Annotated in this window: 14 protein-coding genes and 1 pseudogene; 11 read left to right on the top strand and 4 right to left on the bottom strand. The window is 61.2% G+C overall.

The features are described from left to right. Positions 1-17: 17 nt before the first annotated feature. Together B0G80_RS37700 and B0G80_RS37695 are read right to left on the bottom strand one after the other, a co-directional pair. Positions 18-1,463: a bifunctional diguanylate cyclase/phosphodiesterase gene (locus tag B0G80_RS37700; protein WP_116122738.1), complete on the bottom strand. Its 1,446-nt coding sequence runs from the start codon at positions 1,461-1,463 to the stop codon at positions 18-20. Positions 1,464-1,971: 508 nt separating this feature from the next. After that, complete coding sequence (locus B0G80_RS37695; RefSeq protein ID WP_116122737.1) at positions 1,972-2,883, bottom strand: LysR substrate-binding domain-containing protein; 912 nt, start codon at positions 2,881-2,883, stop codon at positions 1,972-1,974. A gap of 248 nt (positions 2,884-3,131) precedes the next feature. Between B0G80_RS37695 and B0G80_RS37690 the strand changes: the two are divergent. Both B0G80_RS37690 and B0G80_RS37685 read left to right on the top strand, forming a co-directional pair. Further along, positions 3,132-3,371: pseudogene (locus tag B0G80_RS37690) on the top strand (hypothetical protein); the annotation flags it as partial. A 28-nt stretch (positions 3,372-3,399) separates the two neighbouring features. Next, positions 3,400-4,350, top strand: coding sequence for a LysR family transcriptional regulator (locus tag B0G80_RS37685; protein WP_116122736.1), 951 nt, complete (start codon positions 3,400-3,402; stop codon positions 4,348-4,350). Positions 4,351-4,603: 253 nt separating this feature from the next. Here B0G80_RS37685 and B0G80_RS37680 read toward each other — a convergent pair whose 3' ends face one another. Next, positions 4,604-5,329, bottom strand: a complete 726-nt coding sequence (locus B0G80_RS37680) for a GntR family transcriptional regulator (protein WP_116122735.1) — start codon at positions 5,327-5,329, stop codon at positions 4,604-4,606. A 161-nt stretch (positions 5,330-5,490) separates the two neighbouring features. Between B0G80_RS37680 and B0G80_RS37675 the strand changes: the two genes are divergently transcribed. The 9 genes from B0G80_RS37675 to B0G80_RS37635 all read left to right on the top strand — a co-directional run bounded on the left by B0G80_RS37675 (position 5,491) and on the right by B0G80_RS37635 (position 16,748). After that, complete coding sequence (locus tag B0G80_RS37675; protein WP_116122734.1) at positions 5,491-6,711, top strand: alanine--glyoxylate aminotransferase family protein; 1,221 nt, start codon at positions 5,491-5,493, stop codon at positions 6,709-6,711. A gap of 211 nt (positions 6,712-6,922) precedes the next feature. Then, entirely contained in the window at positions 6,923-8,209 is a 1,287-nt protein-coding gene (locus B0G80_RS37670) for an MFS transporter (protein ID WP_116122733.1), read from the top strand. A gap of 38 nt (positions 8,210-8,247) precedes the next feature. Beyond that, complete coding sequence (locus B0G80_RS37665; protein ID WP_116122732.1) at positions 8,248-8,997, top strand: 2-keto-4-pentenoate hydratase; 750 nt, start codon at positions 8,248-8,250, stop codon at positions 8,995-8,997. A gap of 33 nt (positions 8,998-9,030) precedes the next feature. Next, entirely contained in the window at positions 9,031-12,054 is a 3,024-nt protein-coding gene (locus B0G80_RS37660) for an FAD-binding and (Fe-S)-binding domain-containing protein (RefSeq protein ID WP_116122731.1), read from the top strand. 527 nt (positions 12,055-12,581) lie between these two features. After that, positions 12,582-13,298: an ABC transporter permease gene (locus tag B0G80_RS37655; RefSeq protein ID WP_116122730.1), complete on the top strand. Its 717-nt coding sequence runs from the start codon at positions 12,582-12,584 to the stop codon at positions 13,296-13,298. Beyond that, positions 13,295-14,191 (top strand): glycine betaine ABC transporter substrate-binding protein, encoded by an 897-nt coding sequence (locus B0G80_RS37650; protein ID WP_116122729.1) that lies wholly within the window; start codon positions 13,295-13,297, stop codon positions 14,189-14,191. The genes B0G80_RS37655 and B0G80_RS37650 overlap by 4 nt, the downstream gene beginning before the upstream one ends. A gap of 15 nt (positions 14,192-14,206) precedes the next feature. Then, positions 14,207-14,860 carry an ABC transporter permease gene (locus B0G80_RS37645; protein ID WP_116122728.1) on the top strand — a complete coding sequence of 218 codons (654 nt, stop codon included), beginning with the start codon at positions 14,207-14,209 and terminating at the stop codon, positions 14,858-14,860. Further along, positions 14,857-16,059, top strand: coding sequence for a betaine/proline/choline family ABC transporter ATP-binding protein (locus B0G80_RS37640; protein WP_116122727.1), 1,203 nt, complete (start codon positions 14,857-14,859; stop codon positions 16,057-16,059). Before B0G80_RS37645 ends, B0G80_RS37640 begins: the two co-directional genes overlap by 4 nt. Before the next feature lie 206 nt (positions 16,060-16,265). Beyond that, complete coding sequence (locus B0G80_RS37635; protein WP_106281605.1) at positions 16,266-16,748, top strand: cupin domain-containing protein; 483 nt, start codon at positions 16,266-16,268, stop codon at positions 16,746-16,748. 114 nt (positions 16,749-16,862) lie between these two features. Here B0G80_RS37635 and B0G80_RS37630 read toward each other — a convergent pair whose 3' ends face one another. After that, positions 16,863-17,333, bottom strand: coding sequence for a GNAT family N-acetyltransferase (locus tag B0G80_RS37630; RefSeq protein WP_116122726.1), 471 nt, complete (start codon positions 17,331-17,333; stop codon positions 16,863-16,865). Positions 17,334-17,368: the final 35 nt, after the last annotated feature.

The following is a 17,368-nucleotide window of genomic DNA, read 5'->3' as shown; positions in this document are numbered from 1 at the left end:
TTGCGTTGCCGAATGCTTTACTGCGTAGCGCGCCCTATATTCGCGCGACTGGCGCCCAGCAGCGAGCCGGCAAATTTATCCGCGCTCGCCGGACGGCCGAACAGATAACCCTGCAGCATGTCGCAGCCCATCTCGCGCAGAGCCGTTGCCTGTTCATGGGTTTCCACGCCTTCGGCCGTGACGGTCATGCTGCACGCGTGAGCCATCGCCACAAGCGCACGCGTGATCGCGATCGAATCGCTATCGTGTGGCAAACCCGCGACGAACGATCGATCGATCTTCAGGTTGTGCAAAGCAAAGCGCTTGAGGTACGACAGCGACGCGTAGCCCGTGCCGAAATCGTCGAGAGCAAGCGTGACGCCGAGACCCGCCAGTGCTGCCGTCGTCGCCGCAACCGCCGGGTCATCCGGCATCAATACGCGCTCCGTAATCTCCAGTTGCAGCGCCGGTGCATCGAGCCCGTTGCGTTCGAGGCACGCGGCAACGTGCCGCACGAGGCGCTCATTGAACTGGAGCGGCGAAATGTTGACTGAGACAGGCAGGCGCGGCGCAATCCTTCTGCGCCACTGAGCGGCTTGGGCGCAGGCCTGTTCCAGCACCCAGTCGCCGATGCTCTCCATCAGACCGGCATCCTCCGCAACGGGTACGAACTCGGCTGGCGCAACTTCGCCCAGCTCGCTGCTGGTCCAGCGCAGCAGCGCTTCGGCGCCCACCGTCTTGTGCGACGCGCTGTTGATGATGGGCTGATAAGCCAGCTTCAGCTCACCGGCAGCAAGCGCGTGGTGCAACAACTCCTCCACCCTGAAGCGACGTTGCGATTCGTCTTGCAAGCCCTGCGTGAAAAATTGCACCCGGCCGCGGCCGCTTTCCTTCGCGCGACGCATCGCCGAGCCGGCGTTGCGTATCAGCGTGTCCGCATCGCGAGCGTCACCGGAGGAGCAGGCAATGCCGATCGACGCGCCCAGGTGATACTCACGGCCCGCAATTTCGAGCGGCGCGCTCAACAGGTCCAGGATTCGCAGCGCGAACTCGCCGATGGCCGACGCGTCGCCGCGCTTATCGACGACGACAATGAACTCGTCGCCGCAGATGCGCCCGAGCAGGTCATCATGATTCACCAGACCGGCAAGCCGGTGCGCGACGCCGCGCAAAACGCGGTCGCCAAGCTCGTAACCGGCGATGTTGTTGACTTTGCCAAAGCAATCGAGATTGATGAAAAGCACGGTGACGCGCGCCGCAGGCGTCAATTTCAGCAAATGCTGAACGCGTTCGGCCACGTAAGTGCGGTTATGCAAACCGGTGAGCGAATCGAGAAACGACGTATAACCCAAGTGTCGAATGGGGCTCGACTGCTCACTGGCCATACCCCAGTGCATATGAAACGCCGCGTCGCCGAGCGGGATGCTAGTGGCCAGATCGGGCAGACTTGCCTTGACGCGCGCAATGGTCGCTCGACGGGTCATCTTTGCACTCCTTCTTAGAATTTCGTCCGGCGCATGACGAGTTGTCATGTAGGTCAGAAGCATGCATGCCGGGATGAGCAGCATGATGTGCATGCCTCAGCGCAGGAAGTCATGAACGTGCTGCCACGATATCCGAGAATTTGTGGTGCGAAAACGAGCCGTTTGGGTGAACGCGTAAAGCAAAGATGAACGCATTGCCGGAGAAGCAATCGAGCGGATAAAAATCTGAGGTGTCGAATTAGCGCGAATACACGAACGCTGCGGATAATAGTAGTTATTCTTATTTGATAGCTTTGTCAGCGCGGATAGCGACGACCTAACCGTTTCATCTGTGGAAGCGTTCCCAGAGTACCGTGCGATGATATGCCGCGTTCAAGCGGTCCACGTTTTGAATAGGCGAGCGTCGGCCTTGCGGCTCTCGTCTGAGAAGCGCGGCAAGGCTGGCGGCGACGGAGGTTCCAGGCTCGCTAAATTCCCGAGCTATGCCCAATTCAGCAGAACCTTACTTTCAGCACCCGGGGTCCGTGCGGATCGCATTGACGTGCGTCAGCAGGATGTCAACGAAATGACGCGTCAATAGTGACGGCGCCGTGTGTCTCGGCATGGCCATCTGTACGGCGACGTCGATAGTGGGGACAAGCGGTTTGATCAGCAACTGCCCTGCAAACGTACTGGCCACGTAGGGGTTGACGATTCCAATACCGTTGCCGGCTGCAACGAGTGCGCAGATTGCGATTGATGACGTGGTTTCGATCAGAAAATTGTCGGACAAGCCGTGAGCTTGCATCAGCTTCTTGATTTCGATCGTGAGGTCGTCGGCTTCGCCCAGCGACAGCATCGTTTCGTCGAGCAGCATGGACACATGGATCTGCGGCTCGACATGCAGCCGGTGACCGGGCGGCAACACGCAAACCGCCGGCACGGTATTGATGATCACCGGCTCGAAGTCTCGCGGATCGAGCTTGCCTGTGGTCAGCACGACGTCGAACAGATCTTGCCGCAGCAGGTCAGCTAGCTGTGGCGTGTTCATCGTCTGCATGTTGAGATAGGTGCCCGGAAATTCCGACAGAAACGCGCGCACCACTTGCGGCAGCAGCCCGGCCCCCAGCGTAGGCGTGCAGCCTATGCGGAGCGCGCCCGTGCCCGACTTGCGCATGATCGCGACCGCAGATTCGATCTTTTCCAGTCCGTCGAAGTGCTTCAGGACGGTCTTGTAGAGCAGCTTGCCCTCGCTGGTCGGCCGAAGACGCCCTTGGTGCATCTCGAAGAGCTCAAGCCCGGTGCAACTCTGCATCTCGGCAAGGCGCCGGCTGATTGACGGCTGCGTCGTGTTTAACATCGAGGCGGCGCCAGTCGTGGTGCCCATCTGCATCACGGCGCGGAAGGCCTGGATCTGCTGAAAATTCAAAGGCCTGGCCATAGTTTCACGGAAGAGGATGGATGACGGCGTCAGGCCTCGACTATACCAGGAGTGAATAGCCTATCGAAAAAAAAGAATTACGCTGCATAGGTCACCCAAATATATGATCCCAGCTGTCGCATTCTGGCTGCAATGCTCCCCATCGCGGTCTCACCGATTATTAAATGCACTAGCTTATGACTTCGTCTCGCGTCATCGAACATCCATGCGCCGTACACCGCTTGGAGTCGAGGGGTAAGCATCACTTCTACGAGAAGTCCGAGTACCAGATTTCTCACCCACTGTGGCGGGACGAGCGGCACATCATCGTCTGGGGGCCGCATGCGGGCAGCATTCACTACCATCATTACGAGGACAGTGATTCAGGTCAGGTCGATGTCGTCGGCGAGGGTGTGCTGACAGAGAACGGTCACATGACGTATTCGCCCGTCGATCCGCGCTGGCTGTTGTCCGACACGTATCCGGATACGCAGACCAACGAGCGTTTGCCGGTGGCACCGTTAATCTGAAAGTGCAATGAAAATTCATCAGTTACGTGCGCTTGTCGCCATTGCCGACGCGGGCAGCGTCCGCGGCGCGGCGCGACTGCTCAATTCCTCGCCCGCGGCGGTCACTCAAAACCTTCAGTATCTGGAGGAGACCGTTCAAATGCAGCTCGTGGCGCGCACATCGTCAGGCGTGACACTCACGGAATGCGGGCAAACGCTGCTGGTCCATGCGCGCCTCGTCGTCGCGCAAATAACACATGCGCAACGGGCCGTGGATGCGATGCGCGGCGATCCGCACGGGCGCCTCTCCGTGGCCGTGTCGGCGTGGGTCACAATGACGTTTCTCCCGGAGGCTGTTACGCGCTTTCGCGCAAGGATGCCGGGCATCCAACTGGAGATCTTCGAAGGTCTACCTGCGATTGCCAATCCGCGTTTGCGCGACGGCAGCCTGGACATCTATGTGGGCAGGCAAACGCCGGGCGCGACAGGCTCGGAGTTCGCTTACCGGCCGCTGTTTTCTTCGGGCCGGGCGATTGTCGCGCGGCAAGGTCATTCGCGTGCGGACAGCCGGTCGTTGGTCGACCTGCTCGATCTCGACTGGCTCGTGGCGCTGGATCCTGAAACGGAAGGGCGGACGCCGTACAAGATGTTCGCGCAGTACGGGTTGACCGTGCCGCGCAGCATTCACTTTCTTCACTCATTGGCCGTCGCCGTTTCGCTGCTCAAGCGCACGGATATGGTCAGCATCTTCCCATGGCCGCTCATCGAGCTATGCGCGGCGCACGAAGGGCTCTGCGCGATCCCCGTGCGAGAACAACTCGAGGAGTCGACGGTCGGCATCATCACGCGTGCCGGAAAGCCCCCCGATGCCGTGTCGAATTGTTTTATAGACTGCCTGATCGATACGATCCGCGACGAATCATGGGTACGAACGCCGGAGATTCTCCGGGCGTTGCACTCCGTGGAAATACTTGTTTGAGGTTAGGCATCGTGGTCGCGCTGAATCTGCGCGGCACCGAGGCGACAGACCAGCTTGCCGTGGCGCGGCTCATGCTCATGCGTGACCCACCGGCCGATACACCCTTTGCATCAACCACTTGCCCAAGATGTAAGAACCTTGCCCACAGCCTTGCCAACATTTTAGGCGGCCAGGTTTTGCCATCCGCGCAGACGTGCAAACTCACACTAACGCCAAACGCAACCGGCGCTCCAATGCATTCACTCAACTCACCTCAAGTCTTCAGCGGCGAGGCAGCCACCGCTTCCCGCGATTGCACCTGTAAAACCGCATCGCGCTTATCGAGCAGATGCTGCCGAAGAATCGCACTCAGCTTCTTGCCATCTCGCGCTTCGAGCGCCTTCAGCATTTCATCGTGATCATGAATTGCACTGTCCCACTTCGGAATCTGGAAGTTCGACCGGAACCTGAGCGCCTGCAAGCGACGATTCACCGAGACATAAGTCTGCCGCAGTGCTGAATTCCTGGCCGCCTCGTTGATCTTGTCGTGAATCGCCTGATTGCGGCTGTAGTACCCCGCCAGATCGTTCTGCGCGCGGCACGCGAGCATGGCGTAATGCAGCGCCTTGATCTCGGCGAGTTCAGCCGCCGTCATCCGCTCGGCCGCCAGTTCGCCGGAAAAGGCTTCGAGGCCGCTCATCAGTTCGAAGGTCTCGCGCAATTCGGCCTCCGACATCTTCGACACCGACGCGCCACGATTCGGCGAAATCTCGATCAGCCCTTCGGCGGCCAGCACCTTCAGCGCCTCGCGCAACGGTGTGCGTGAAATGCCGAGCGTTTCGCACAGCTCGCGCTCGTTCAGTTTCTTGCCCGGCTCGAGCACGCCTTCAACGATGAAGCGCCGAATGTGCTCCACCACCGTGTCGTGCAAGCGCTGCCGCTCGACCTTCGGCATCAGCGGGGAAGCGGCGATGCTCGCCTCGAAATCCGAATTTTGCATACAAAAGTCCTCAACATCCATTAACTCGGATTTTATCGGAAGCTGAAAGATTAGTTAACAGCGCGGGTAAACACCGGTGACGACACGCAATTTTCGCCTTGGGATCGTCACGGATCGTCTGATATAGTTTTTTGAATGCAAAATTCAATCGGAGGAGCCCAATGCTCAAGCTAGACTTTCACCCCGCTGGCCGTCACTTTTTGCAGATCCCGGGTCCGAGCCCGGTGCCCGACCGTATCCTCCGGGCGATGAGCTACCCGACTATCGACCACCGCGGTCCAGAGTTCGGCGAACTCGGTCTTAAGGTGCTCGACGGCATCAAGAAAATCTTCAAGACGCAGCAACCTGTGGTGATTTACCCGGCCTCGGGTACGGGCGCATGGGAAGCGGCGCTGTCGAACACGCTGAGCCCCGGCGATCACGTGCTGATGTTCGAGACCGGCCACTTCGCCACGCTGTGGAAAAAGATGGCGGAAAGCCTCGGGCTGAAGCCGGAGTTCCTCGGGCTGCCGGGCATTGAAGGTTGGCGTCGCGGCGTGCAGCCGCAAATGATCGAGGAGCGTCTGCGTGCCGACACGCAACACGCAATCAAGGCCGTGTGCGTGGTGCACAACGAAACCTCCACGGGCGTGACCTCCGACATCGCCGCCGTGCGCCGTGCGATCGACGCCGCGGGTCATCCGGCCTTGCTGCTGGTCGACACGATTTCGGGCCTAGCGTGTGCGGACTACCGTCATGACGAATGGGGCGTCGACGTCACCGTCTCGGGCTCGCAAAAAGGTTTGATGCTGCCGCCGGGCATCAGCTTCAACGCGATCTCGCCGAAAGCCATGGCCGCCAGCAAGCAGGCCAAACTGCCGCGCAGTTTCTGGGACTGGACCGACATTGTCGAGATGAACAAGAGCGGTTACTGGCCGTACACGCCGAACACGAACCTGCTCTACGGCCTTAACGAAGCGCTCGAAATGATTCTCGGCGAAGGGCTCGACAACGTGTTTGCCCGTCACGAACGTCTCGCCGAAGCGACGCGTCGCGCCGTGCGTGCGTGGGGCCTGGAAATTCAGTGCGCGGATCCGTCGGTGTTCAGCCCGGTGCTCACGGGCGTGATGATGCCCGACGGCATCGACGCCGATGCGGTGCGCAAGCTCATCTACGAACGCTTCGACATGTCGCTCGGCACGGGCCTCGGCAAGATGAAAGGGCGCATGTTCCGCATCGGCCATCTCGGTGACTGTAACGACCTGATGCTGCTGGCCACGCTGGCCGGCTGCGAAATGGGTCTGCGGCTCGCAGGCGTGCCGCTCAAGGAAAGTGGCTTACCTGCCGCTATGGAGTGGTTGAGCCAGCCGACGAAGGCATCCGGCCTGAAAGCCGCCGCCTGAGTACGCCCCGAACTGTTTCTTTGGGGCATCGAGCGAAGCACAGCCAGCAGCGACTTGCGGAACCGGGAAGGCGGGGAGCACTTCCCTCACGAAGCCGCGCACAGAACGCGGCACGAACGAATGCAATGGTCCCGCGGCGCAAGCCGCCGCCGGGCAACGACGCAGCGCGCCATCTCAGGCCCGCCGTCGACACATGCAATGGAGATAGACGATGAAGCGGTTTCGTGTGACCAGTGCGACCAGTATCGTTCTAGTGATGCTCTGCATCATGTACTTCATCACCTACCTCGACCGCGTCAACGTTAGCACTGCGGCTGCGGGTTTCGGCAAGGAATTCCATCTCTCGCATACGGAGGTCGGCCTGGTGTTCTCGGCCTTCGCCTATCCGTATCTGATCTTTCAGATTATCGGCGGGTGGGTCAGCGATCGTTTCGGCGCGAAACGCACGCTGATCTTTTGCGGCGCGATCTGGGGCGTCGCCACTTTGCTGACGGGTTTCGCCGGCGGCCTGGTTTCGCTGCTGGCCGCGCGCGTGCTGCTCGGCTTCGGCGAAGGCGCGACGTTTCCCGCCGCCACATCCGCGATGGCGCGTTGGGTCGCCAAGGAAAAACGCGGCTTCGCGCAGGGCATCACACACGCGGCGTCGCGGATCGGCAATGCGGTGGCGCCCGGTCTGATCGTGCTCGTGATGGCGACCTGGGGCTGGCGCGAATCGTTTTATATCTGCGGCGTGTTCAGCTTGTTGTGGGTCGCCGTGTGGGCCTTCACGTTTACCGAACATCCGAAAGACCATCCGCGTATCACGAGCGACGAACTCGCCGTGCTGCCCGCGCCCAAGCCGAAAGCCGCCGGCGTGCCGTGGCGCAAACTGTTTCGGCGCATGTGGCCGGTCACGATCGTGTACTTCTGCTACGGCTGGACACTGTGGCTGTTCCTGAGCTGGATTCCACAATACTTTCTGCACAGCTATCACCTTCAATTACAGAAGTCGGCGATCTTCGCCTCGGTGGTGTTCTTCGCCGGTGTGATCGGCGACACGCTCGGCGGTATCGTGACCGACTGGATCTTCACGCGCACCGGCAGCCTGAAGCGCGCACGTAGCTGGATGGTGTCGGTCTGCATGTTCTTCTGCCTGCTTTCGCTGATTCCGCTGATGTTCACGCACAGCCTGTATCTGTCCATGGCGTGTCTCGCGTCCGGCTTCTTCTTTGCCGAAATGACGATCGGTCCGATGTGGGCTATTCCGATGGACATCGCGCCGGAATACTCGGGCACGGCGAGCGGCATGATGAACACCGGCTCGGCATTGGCCGCGATCATCTCGCCAGTGGTCGGCGGTTTTCTGATCGACTACTTCGGCAGCTGGGAATTGCCGTTCGTCGGCAGCATGCTGTTGATGGCGATCGGCGTGGTGCTCGCGTTCCGCATGCAGCCGGAAAGCAAATTCGCGCTCAACGCGGCTGACAAAGCGCATGTCGCCACGGGAATGGGCGCTTGAGCACGCCGCGCCGTTTCCCCTCTCAGCTTCATGACACTATGACGACAGCACTCAGCCGGCTTCTCGCCGACGCACGCCGCAATCACGCCACGCTCGACACGTTGCTGCCCGAGCAAATCCCAGCCGATGCCGCCGCGGCCTACGCAATCCAGCACGAGATCCTGGGCGCATGCGGCGCGCGGATCGCCGGTTGGAAAATCGGCGCGAAGTCCGAGAGCGGTCCAATCCAGGGCGCGCCCTTACCCGACCTCGACCTGCATGCCGGTGGCGCCCGTTTGCCGCACGAAGACTTCACGCCCTTGGGGCTCGAACTGGAAATCGCGTTTCGTTTCGGGCGGCGCTTCGATGTTTCCGCCAAGCCGTATAGCGAGGCCGAAGTGCTGGCGAGTATCGGCTCGATCGGCGCGACCATCGAAATCGTGGCGAGCCGCTACGCCGGGTGGCCCGCTATCGACAAGCTCGCTCAACTCGCGGACTTGCAGAATCACGGCGCGCTGATCGTGGGCGAGTTCACGCCGTATCGCGAGGACTTTCCGTTCGTGGCGCCTTCGCTGCAATTCGATTTCGACGGACAGGATGTGGTTAAAGCCACGCCCGCCAATCCGGCCGGCGATCCGCGGCGCTTGCTGACGTGGCTCGTCAATCACGCCACGTCGCGCGGCATTGCCGTGACGCCTGAGATGGTCATCACGGCCGGTTCATACACCGGCATGTTCTTTCCGAAGACGGCGGGTACGGCGAGCGGGCGCATTGAAGGACTCGCACCGGTCAGCCTCACGCTGTACTAGCCGCTTCCCCTGTATTTGCCATAGGCCGACGATATGACGAACCCCACTTCCGCTTTACTCGTCAAGCCGATCCACCTCGTTCCGTCCGCCGCGCGGCTGACGAGTCCGCTCGCGCAGCATCTGCGCAAATCGCTGCGCGGCGACGTGCTGTTCGACGCGGCGAGCCGCGGTCGTTACGCGACCGACGCGTCGATCTATCAGATCACGCCGATCGGCGTGGTGGTGCCGCGCGACCAGGACGATCTGCGCATCGCACTGGAAATCGCGCGCAGCGAGAAAGTGCCGCTGCTCGCACGCGGCGCGGGCACGAGCCAATGCGGGCAGACGGTCGGCGAAGCGCTGGTGATCGATACGAGCAAGTGGTTGAACAATATCGTCGCCTTCGATGCCGAAGCGCGCACGGTGACGGTCGAGCCGGGCGTCGTACTGGATCATTTGAACGCATGGCTCAAGCCGCATGGACTATGGTTTCCGGTGGATGTTTCGACCGCCGCGCAATGCACGATCGGCGGCATGGCCGGCAACAATTCGTGCGGCTCGCGCTCGATCGAATACGGCAACATGGTGCACAACGTCGAATCGATCGATGCGATTCTCGCCGACGGTAGCGAAGCACATTTCGGCTCGTTGCGTGAAGCACCGCAAGGCGCGCGCTTGCTGCAGATACTTGCGGGCGTGAAGCAGATCGCCGAACGCGAGCGCGATGAAATCGTCGCGCGTGTGCCGAAGGTTTTGCGCCGCGTGGCGGGCTACAACATCGACGTCTTCGACTGCCAGAACCCGCGCGCCTATACCGACGACGGCATTGCGAACCTCGCGCATCTGCTGGTCGGCTCGGAGGGCACGCTCGCGTTCAGCCGGCAATTGACGCTCAGGCTCGCGCCGCTGCCCGCGCATAAAACGCTCGGCGTGGTCAACTTCCCGACTTTCTGGCAGTCGATGGATCTCACGCAGCACATCGTCAAGCTGAAGCCGGTGGCGGTGGAACTGGTCGATCGCACGATGATCGATCTGGCGATGAGCAATCCGGCGTTTCGTCCGGTGATCGGCAAGGCGCTAGTCGGCGAGCCGCAAGCCATTCTGCTGGTGGAGTTCGCGGGCGAGGACCGCGAGGCGCAACTTGCTTCGCTCAAGCAGCTCACGGAACTGATGGCCGATCTCGGCTTGCCCGATTCGGTCGTCGAGATTCCCGACGCGAACGAACAGAAAGCGCTGTGGGAAGTGCGCAAGGCGGGGCTCAATATCATGATGAGCATGAAGGGCGATGGCAAGCCGGTGTCCTTCATCGAAGATTGCGCCGTACCGCTTGAACATCTGGCCGAATACACGAGTCGCCTCACCGAAGTGTTCCACCGAAACGGCACAGAAGGCACATGGTATGCGCATGCAAGCGTCGGCACGCTGCATGTGCGGCCGATTCTCGACATGCGCCGCGACGGCGCGCAGAAGATGCGCGCCATCGCCGATGAAGCGGCGGCACTCGTGCGCGAATACAAGGGCGCGTATTCGGGCGAACACGGCGACGGATTGTGCCGCGGCGAATGGGTCGCTTGGCAATACGGGCCGCGTCTGAATCAGGCGTTCAGCGAAATCAAGGCGCTATTCGATCCGGACAACCGTTTCAATCCCGACAAGATCGTGCGTCCGCCGAAGATGGATGACGCGCGCAATTTTCGCTTTGCGCCGGGCTACAAGGAACATCGCATTGACACCGCGCTCGACTGGTCGGCTTGGAATGTCGAACGCGATCCGCTGACCGGACAGGAGACCTTGCCGGGCAGCGGCAAGGATCTGGCCGGCGGTCTCGCGAAGGCCGTCGAGATGTGCAATAACAATGGCCACTGCCGCAAGTTCGACGCGGGCACCATGTGCCCGAGCTATCGCGTGACGAAGGACGAGCAGCACGTCACTCGCGGACGCGCGAACACATTGCGCCTCGCGATTTCCGGTCAACTCGGCGAAGCGGGACTCGCGAGCGACGACGTGAAGGAAACGCTCGATCTGTGCGTGTCCTGCAAGGGCTGCAAGCGCGATTGCCCGACGGGCGTCGATATGGCGAAGTTCAAGATCGAAGCGCGGGCGGCGCGCGTCAAGCGTCATGGGCTGCGTCTGCGTGACAAGCTGGTGGCTTTTATGCCGCGTTACGCGTCGACGGCGGGCCGCATGCCGGGCTTGATGGCGCTGGCCGACAACGTGCCGGTTCTGTCGGCGTGGTTCAAGCGGTCCGTGGGCTTTGCGCCCGAGCGAAGCTTGCCGCGCTTCAAGAAGTCGTTTTTGGCGGATGCGGTTTCATCGCGCAAAGCAGAGCAAGGTGCCGCGGTCAAGGAAGTCCTGCTATTCGTCGACACGTTCAACAACAACATGGAGCCGGAGAACGCGCGCGCTGCGCAGCAGGTGTTGGAGGCTGCGGGCTACACGGTGCACTTCAACACGCGCCAGGGCGAGCGGCCCGTTTGCTGCGGCCGCACGTTCCTCGCGGCGGGTCTCGTCGATGAAGCGAAGCAGGAAGCGCGGCGCATGCTCGATCTGTTCAAGCCGTTCGTGGAGCGCGGCGTGCCGATCGTCGGGTTGGAGCCGTCTTGCTTGCTGTCCTTGCGCGACGAGTTCCTGCACTATGGCTTTGGCGACGAAGCGCAGCGGTTGTCGAAACAGGCGTTTCTATTCGAAGAGTTTCTGGTGCGTGAGGAAAAGGCCGGACGTCTGCAGCTTGCGTTGAAGCCTTTGGCGAAGCAGCAGGCGCTGGTGCATGGCCATTGCCATCAAAAGGCCTTCGACGCCTTCACGCCCGTGCAAACCGTGTTGAAGTGGATTCCTGAATTGAAGGTATCGACGGTGGAATCGTCGTGCTGCGGAATGGCGGGCAGTTTCGGCTACGAGGCCGAGCATTACGCGACGTCACAGGCGATGGCGGAACTGTCGCTGCTGCCGGCGGTGCGCAAGATGGACGGCGACACGTTCATGGTCGCGGACGGCACGAGTTGCCGGCATCAGATTCACGACGGCGCGGGGGTCGACGCGATCCACGTGGCGCGTGTGCTGGCGATGGCGTTGCGGTGAGCGTTTCCGGGAGCCGAAAAAGCCGTTGAAAAACCCGCCGGTGAGCTTTTGCGGGAGAGTGGAACTCAAGCAAAAGTCAAAGCCGGCGTTCCGTCCCACTCCTCCGCAGTAACCACATGGGTAGACGAAGCCACGCATCGCCCGTATAATCGCAGTATCCCGACCGCGAAATTGCAGCTAGATAAGCTAAGTTAGAAGGGGTTAGATGCAACCTGGCAGCAGTTTGCGTCCGCCCCCGTTGCCGGTAAAACAACCGGTATTCAAAAGGGGCACCCAAACCCCGCCGGATAGGAGCCTAGCGCTGCTATCCAACATCATCGATGGATCTGGCACCAGTTTTGCTGACTGGTCCGCCGCCGAAGGCGAAATCACCCCGCCTTCGCGCCGGGAGAAAAACAAACCTCCGGCACCACTCGGTTCACCTCGCGGCATGTGCCGCGTCCCGAACTTCCCATTCGCAGCGCCGTCACGGCGCCTGTGCGGCGCGGCTATTTCCGTGCGTCGCTCGAACAAGGAGGCGCATCTTCATGATTCAACGTCCTGCCAGACTGATCGGCAGTCTTGTAGCCATCGGTATCGTCGTCGCATTGCTGTGCCGCGCGATCGACCCCGGCGCACTCCATCAGTACGCGCCCGATCTTGTCTACTACACGAAGCGGCACCTGTTGCTCGTCGGTTATTCCATGGCGCTCGCGTTGCTGGTCGGCATTCCCGCCGGCGTATTGCTGAGCCGTCCCTCGTTCGCGCGTCACGCCGAACGTCTCATGCAGATATTCAACATCGGCAACACGATTCCCTCGCTGGCCGTGCTGGCGATCGCGCTCGGCATCTTCGGCATCGGCGATATTCCGGCGCTCGTGGCGCTGTTTCTCGCGTCGTTGCTGCCCATCACACGCAATGCCTATGAAGGCATGAAGAACGTCTCGCCCGCATTGCGCGAGGCCGCGCGCGGCCTCGGCATGACGGGCTGGCAATCGCTGTTGCGTGTGGAGCTGCCCAACGCCATGCCGATCATCATCGGCGGCGTGCGCACGGCGCTCGCAATCAATGTGGGCAGCGCGCCGCTCGCCTATCTGATCGGCGCGGACAGTCTCGGCACGCTGATCTTTCCCGGCATCTATCTGAACAACCAGCAGCAGCTATTGCTCGGCGCGGCAGCCACCGCGATTCTCGCACTGGTTCTGGACGGCATCGTCTCGACCGGCAGCCGCTACCTGCTCGCGCGACGTGGGGTGACGGCATGACGAATCTGTTCAAGCGCAGCCGCTGGATCGCCGCTGGCGCATTGCTCTTTGCGAGTATTCACGCTAACGCGGCGACGCTCGTACTCGGTGGAAAAAATTTCACCGAGCAGTACGTTCTTACCGAGATCACGTCGCAGTACCTGCGCGCGAAGGGCTACACGATCGACGCCCGCACCGGCCTCGGCAGCACGCTGTTGCGCAGCGCGCAGGAGAACGGTCAGGTCGACATCACGTGGGAATACACTGGCACCGCCGCGATCGTCTACAACAAGATCACCGAGAAGCTCGATCCGAAGACGATGTACGAACGCGTAAAAGCGCTCGATGCAAAACGTGGTCTGATCTGGCTCGACTGCTCGCCGCTGAACAATACGTACGCGCTCGGTTTACCGGAGCAAGTCGCGCGGCAAACAGGCATCCGCACGATTTCGCAACTCGCGGCGAAGATGGCCGCGGAGCCGAACAAGAAGCACGTGTTCGCAATGGATGCGGAGTTCGCCAATCGACCGGACGGCCTGAAGCCGCTCGAAGCCGCCTACGGTATGCAGTTCAGCCGCGAGGAAACGCGTCAGATGGATCCGGGTCTCGTCTACACCGCGTTGCATAACAACCAGGTGCCGATCGGACTGATCTACACGACGGACGGCCGCGTGAAGGGCTTCAACATCACGCCGCTCGAAGACGACCGCCACTACTTCCCCGCGTACAACGCCACGCCGGTGGTGCGCAAGACGACGCTCGACCAGAACCCGCAACTCGCGCCGCAATTGAACGCGCTCTCCGACGCGCTCAACAACGACACGATGCTGGAGATGAACAAGCAAGTCGATATCGACGGCAAGCCGGTGCGCGAAGTGGCGGCGGAATTCCTGCGCACGCACAAGCTGCCCTGAGCGGAGATCTTCTTTATGACTGTATTCGACTATCTATCGGCCAACTGGCCTGAATTGCTGCAACTCACCGCGCAACACGTGTGGCTCGTGGGGATCGCGGTGGGCTGCGCGATCGTCGTCGGCGTACCCCTGGGCATCCTGATCAATCGGCACGAGTGGCTGGCCGCGCCGCTGCTGAGCGTGGCGACGGTCGGGCTGACGTTGCCTTCCATCGCGCTATTCGGCTTGATGATTCCCGTGTTCTCGCGCTTCGGCCAGGGCATCGGCGCGGTGCCGGCGATTACCGCGGTGTTCCTCTATTCGCTGCTGCCGATCATGCGCAACACCCACCTCGCGCTGCGCAACGTCGACGCCGGCATCAAGGAAGCGGGCATCGGCATCGGCATGACGGTGTGGCAACGGCTGCGCCTCGTCGATTTACCGCTTGCCGTGCCGGTGATTCTCGGCGGCGTGCGCACGGCGGTGGTGATGAACATTGGCGTGATGACGATCGCCGCGGTAATCGGCGCGGGCGGTCTCGGCACGCTGATCATCCGCGCGATCGGCCAGAGCAACATGATGAAACTGTTGGTGGGCGCCGTGCTCGTGAGCGTGCTCGCGATCGTCGCCGACCTGCTGCTGCAAGCGCTGCAACGCCTGCTGACCCCGAAGGGAGTACAAAAGACATGATCGAACTCGACAAACTGACCAAGACGTTTACGCAGAAGGACGGCCAGCAGGTTAAGGCCGTCGACTCCGTGAGCCTGACTGTCGGCGAAGGCGAAATCTGCGTGTTTCTCGGCCCGTCGGGCTGCGGCAAGACCACCACGCTGAAAATGATCAACCGGCTGATCGCGCCGACTTCGGGCCGCGTGCTGATCAACGGCGAGGACACTTCGGGTCTGAACGAAGTCGAATTGCGCCGTCACATCGGCTACGTGATCCAGCAGATCGGGCTGTTCCCCAACATGACGATCGAGGAGAACATCACAGTCGTGCCGCGCCTGCTCGGCTGGGACAAGAAACGTTGCCGCGAACGCGCCACCGAGTTGATGGCGATGGTCGCGCTCGATCCGAAGCAGTATCTGAAGCGCTATCCGCGTGAACTGTCGGGTGGCCAGCAGCAGCGCATTGGCGTGATTCGCGCCTTGGCTGCCGATCCGCCCGTGCTGCTGATGGACGAGCCGTTCGGCGCGGTCGACCCGATCAATCGCGAGTCGATCCAGAACGAGTTCTTCCAGATGCAGCGTCAACTGAACAAGACGGTGATCATGGTGAGCCACGACATCGACGAGGCGATCAAACTCGGCGACCGTGTGGCCGTGTTCCGGCGTGGTCAACTGGTGCAATACGATCATCCGGATACATTGCTGGCACATCCGCGCGACGAGTTCGTCGGCGCGTTTGTCGGTCAGGACAGCACGTTGAAGCGCCTCTTGCTGGTGAAGGCCGGCGACGCGGCCACGCAGCCGGAAACCGCGCATGCCGACATGCCGGTCGCGCGCGCCTTCCAGATGATGGACGACAGCGACAGCCGCTACCTGACCATCGTCGATGACAGGCAGCAGGCGCTCGGTTATGTGACGCGCCGCGCGGCGCGCACGGGCCAGGGCGTCTGCGGCGATCATTTGTCCGCGTTCAAGGCGACGGTCGGCGCGGAGGAGCATCTGCGCATCGTGCTGTCGAAGATGTACCAGTTCAATTCGTCATGGATGCCGGTGCTGGATGGCGACGGCCGCTACGTCGGCGAAGTCACGCAGGATTCGATTGCGGACTATCTGAGCTCGGGGCGCTCGCGCCGGCAGACCGGGCAGCCGGCGATCGTGTCGCCTGCTGTTGCCGCTGCGGAAGCGGCGGCCGTGCAGGCTGCAACGGTTCATCATGCGTGAATCGCACGACTTCCTTATGCTGCGCGAGCGCGGCGGCGGGAGTCGCCCCCGAACTGCCCGCCGATAAGGCGCAAACGTTATGGAAGCTTGTAGACTGGAACGGCCATTCGAGCCCCTTCCCGGTCGGCAAAAGTGGCCGCGCGCCACGGCTAGCGTCGGTTTGAGAACCGCTATCATCGATGTTCGCCAAAAAAGGAGATTAGCCAATGAGCCGACCAGATTTCATCAAGCACTGGACTGAACTCGAGGAACCGGAGGCACATTCCTATCGCGACAATCCCGAGCTCATGGGGCTAGACGCGCCGCTTTCCGCCGCACTCGGCATTACGCGTATTGGCATTCATCACGTGAGGCTTTTGCCCGGCCGGCGGACGTCATATCCGCACGCCGAAAGTACCGAGCAGGAGTTTGTGTACGTGCTCGAGGGCAAGCCCGATGTCTGGATCGACGGTGCGCTTCATTCCATTGCTGAAGGCGACTCTGTGGCGTTTCCCGCGGGTACTGGAATTTGCCATACCTTCATCAACAATACGAAGGACGAAGTCAGGCTGATGGTGATCGGCGAACGTCCGCGCGACGACAATCGTATTCGCTATCCGCTAAACGAAGCGCACGAAATTACTCGCGCGGACCGCTGGGTGGACTGGCCCGCCAGACCGCTCGGGGGTCATGACGGGATGCCGGACTGAAGTTGACGCGGATAGTCTCAATGGCCGACAGCTCGTCGCATGGAGTACGTACCTGAATGTCCGTAAATGGGCCAGACCCGGGCTGTTCCCGCTGGGGACACGGTGCTGGGGAGGCTACGCATGCCGTTCCATAAGAGCCGGTGACAACGAAGGAGCAAGTACCAAAGTGCTAACCTTGCCGTCGTTTTCGATTTCGACAAAACCGATTCTGAGGTACCAGTCATAGGCAGCCCGGTTGCATACGAAGACATTCAGGTACAGCGGTTTTTGTAAGTAACTGGACAACGACATGACCCTGGCAATCGCCGCACTGCCGATCGACCTGCTTTGCATCTCCGGCACGATACAAAGCATCCTCAGCCATACGAGATCCGGTTCGACGTCCCAGTGCACAAACCCGCATCGACTGCCTTCCCACGTAACAATTTGACAAGAGCCTTGGCGAAGGCTTTTTGCAAACCCCGCTTGCTGCAGGTCGTCGTCCCAGCCATACGCTGAGGTAACGAAACCTTTCATCGTTCGCTGGTACGTGTCGAATAGCCATTCCGAGTCTCCGGGTGCGGCCAGCCGAAAATCCAGATTCATCACAACCGCCGATCGCGATAAGCAGGTCTTCGCCA

The organism is Paraburkholderia sp. BL6669N2, assembly GCF_003387275.1.
In the GTDB taxonomy this organism is placed as follows: domain Bacteria; phylum Pseudomonadota; class Gammaproteobacteria; order Burkholderiales; family Burkholderiaceae; genus Paraburkholderia.
The sequence above is the reverse complement of the archived record's forward strand: the minus strand, read 5'-3'. Positions and strand labels throughout refer to the sequence as shown.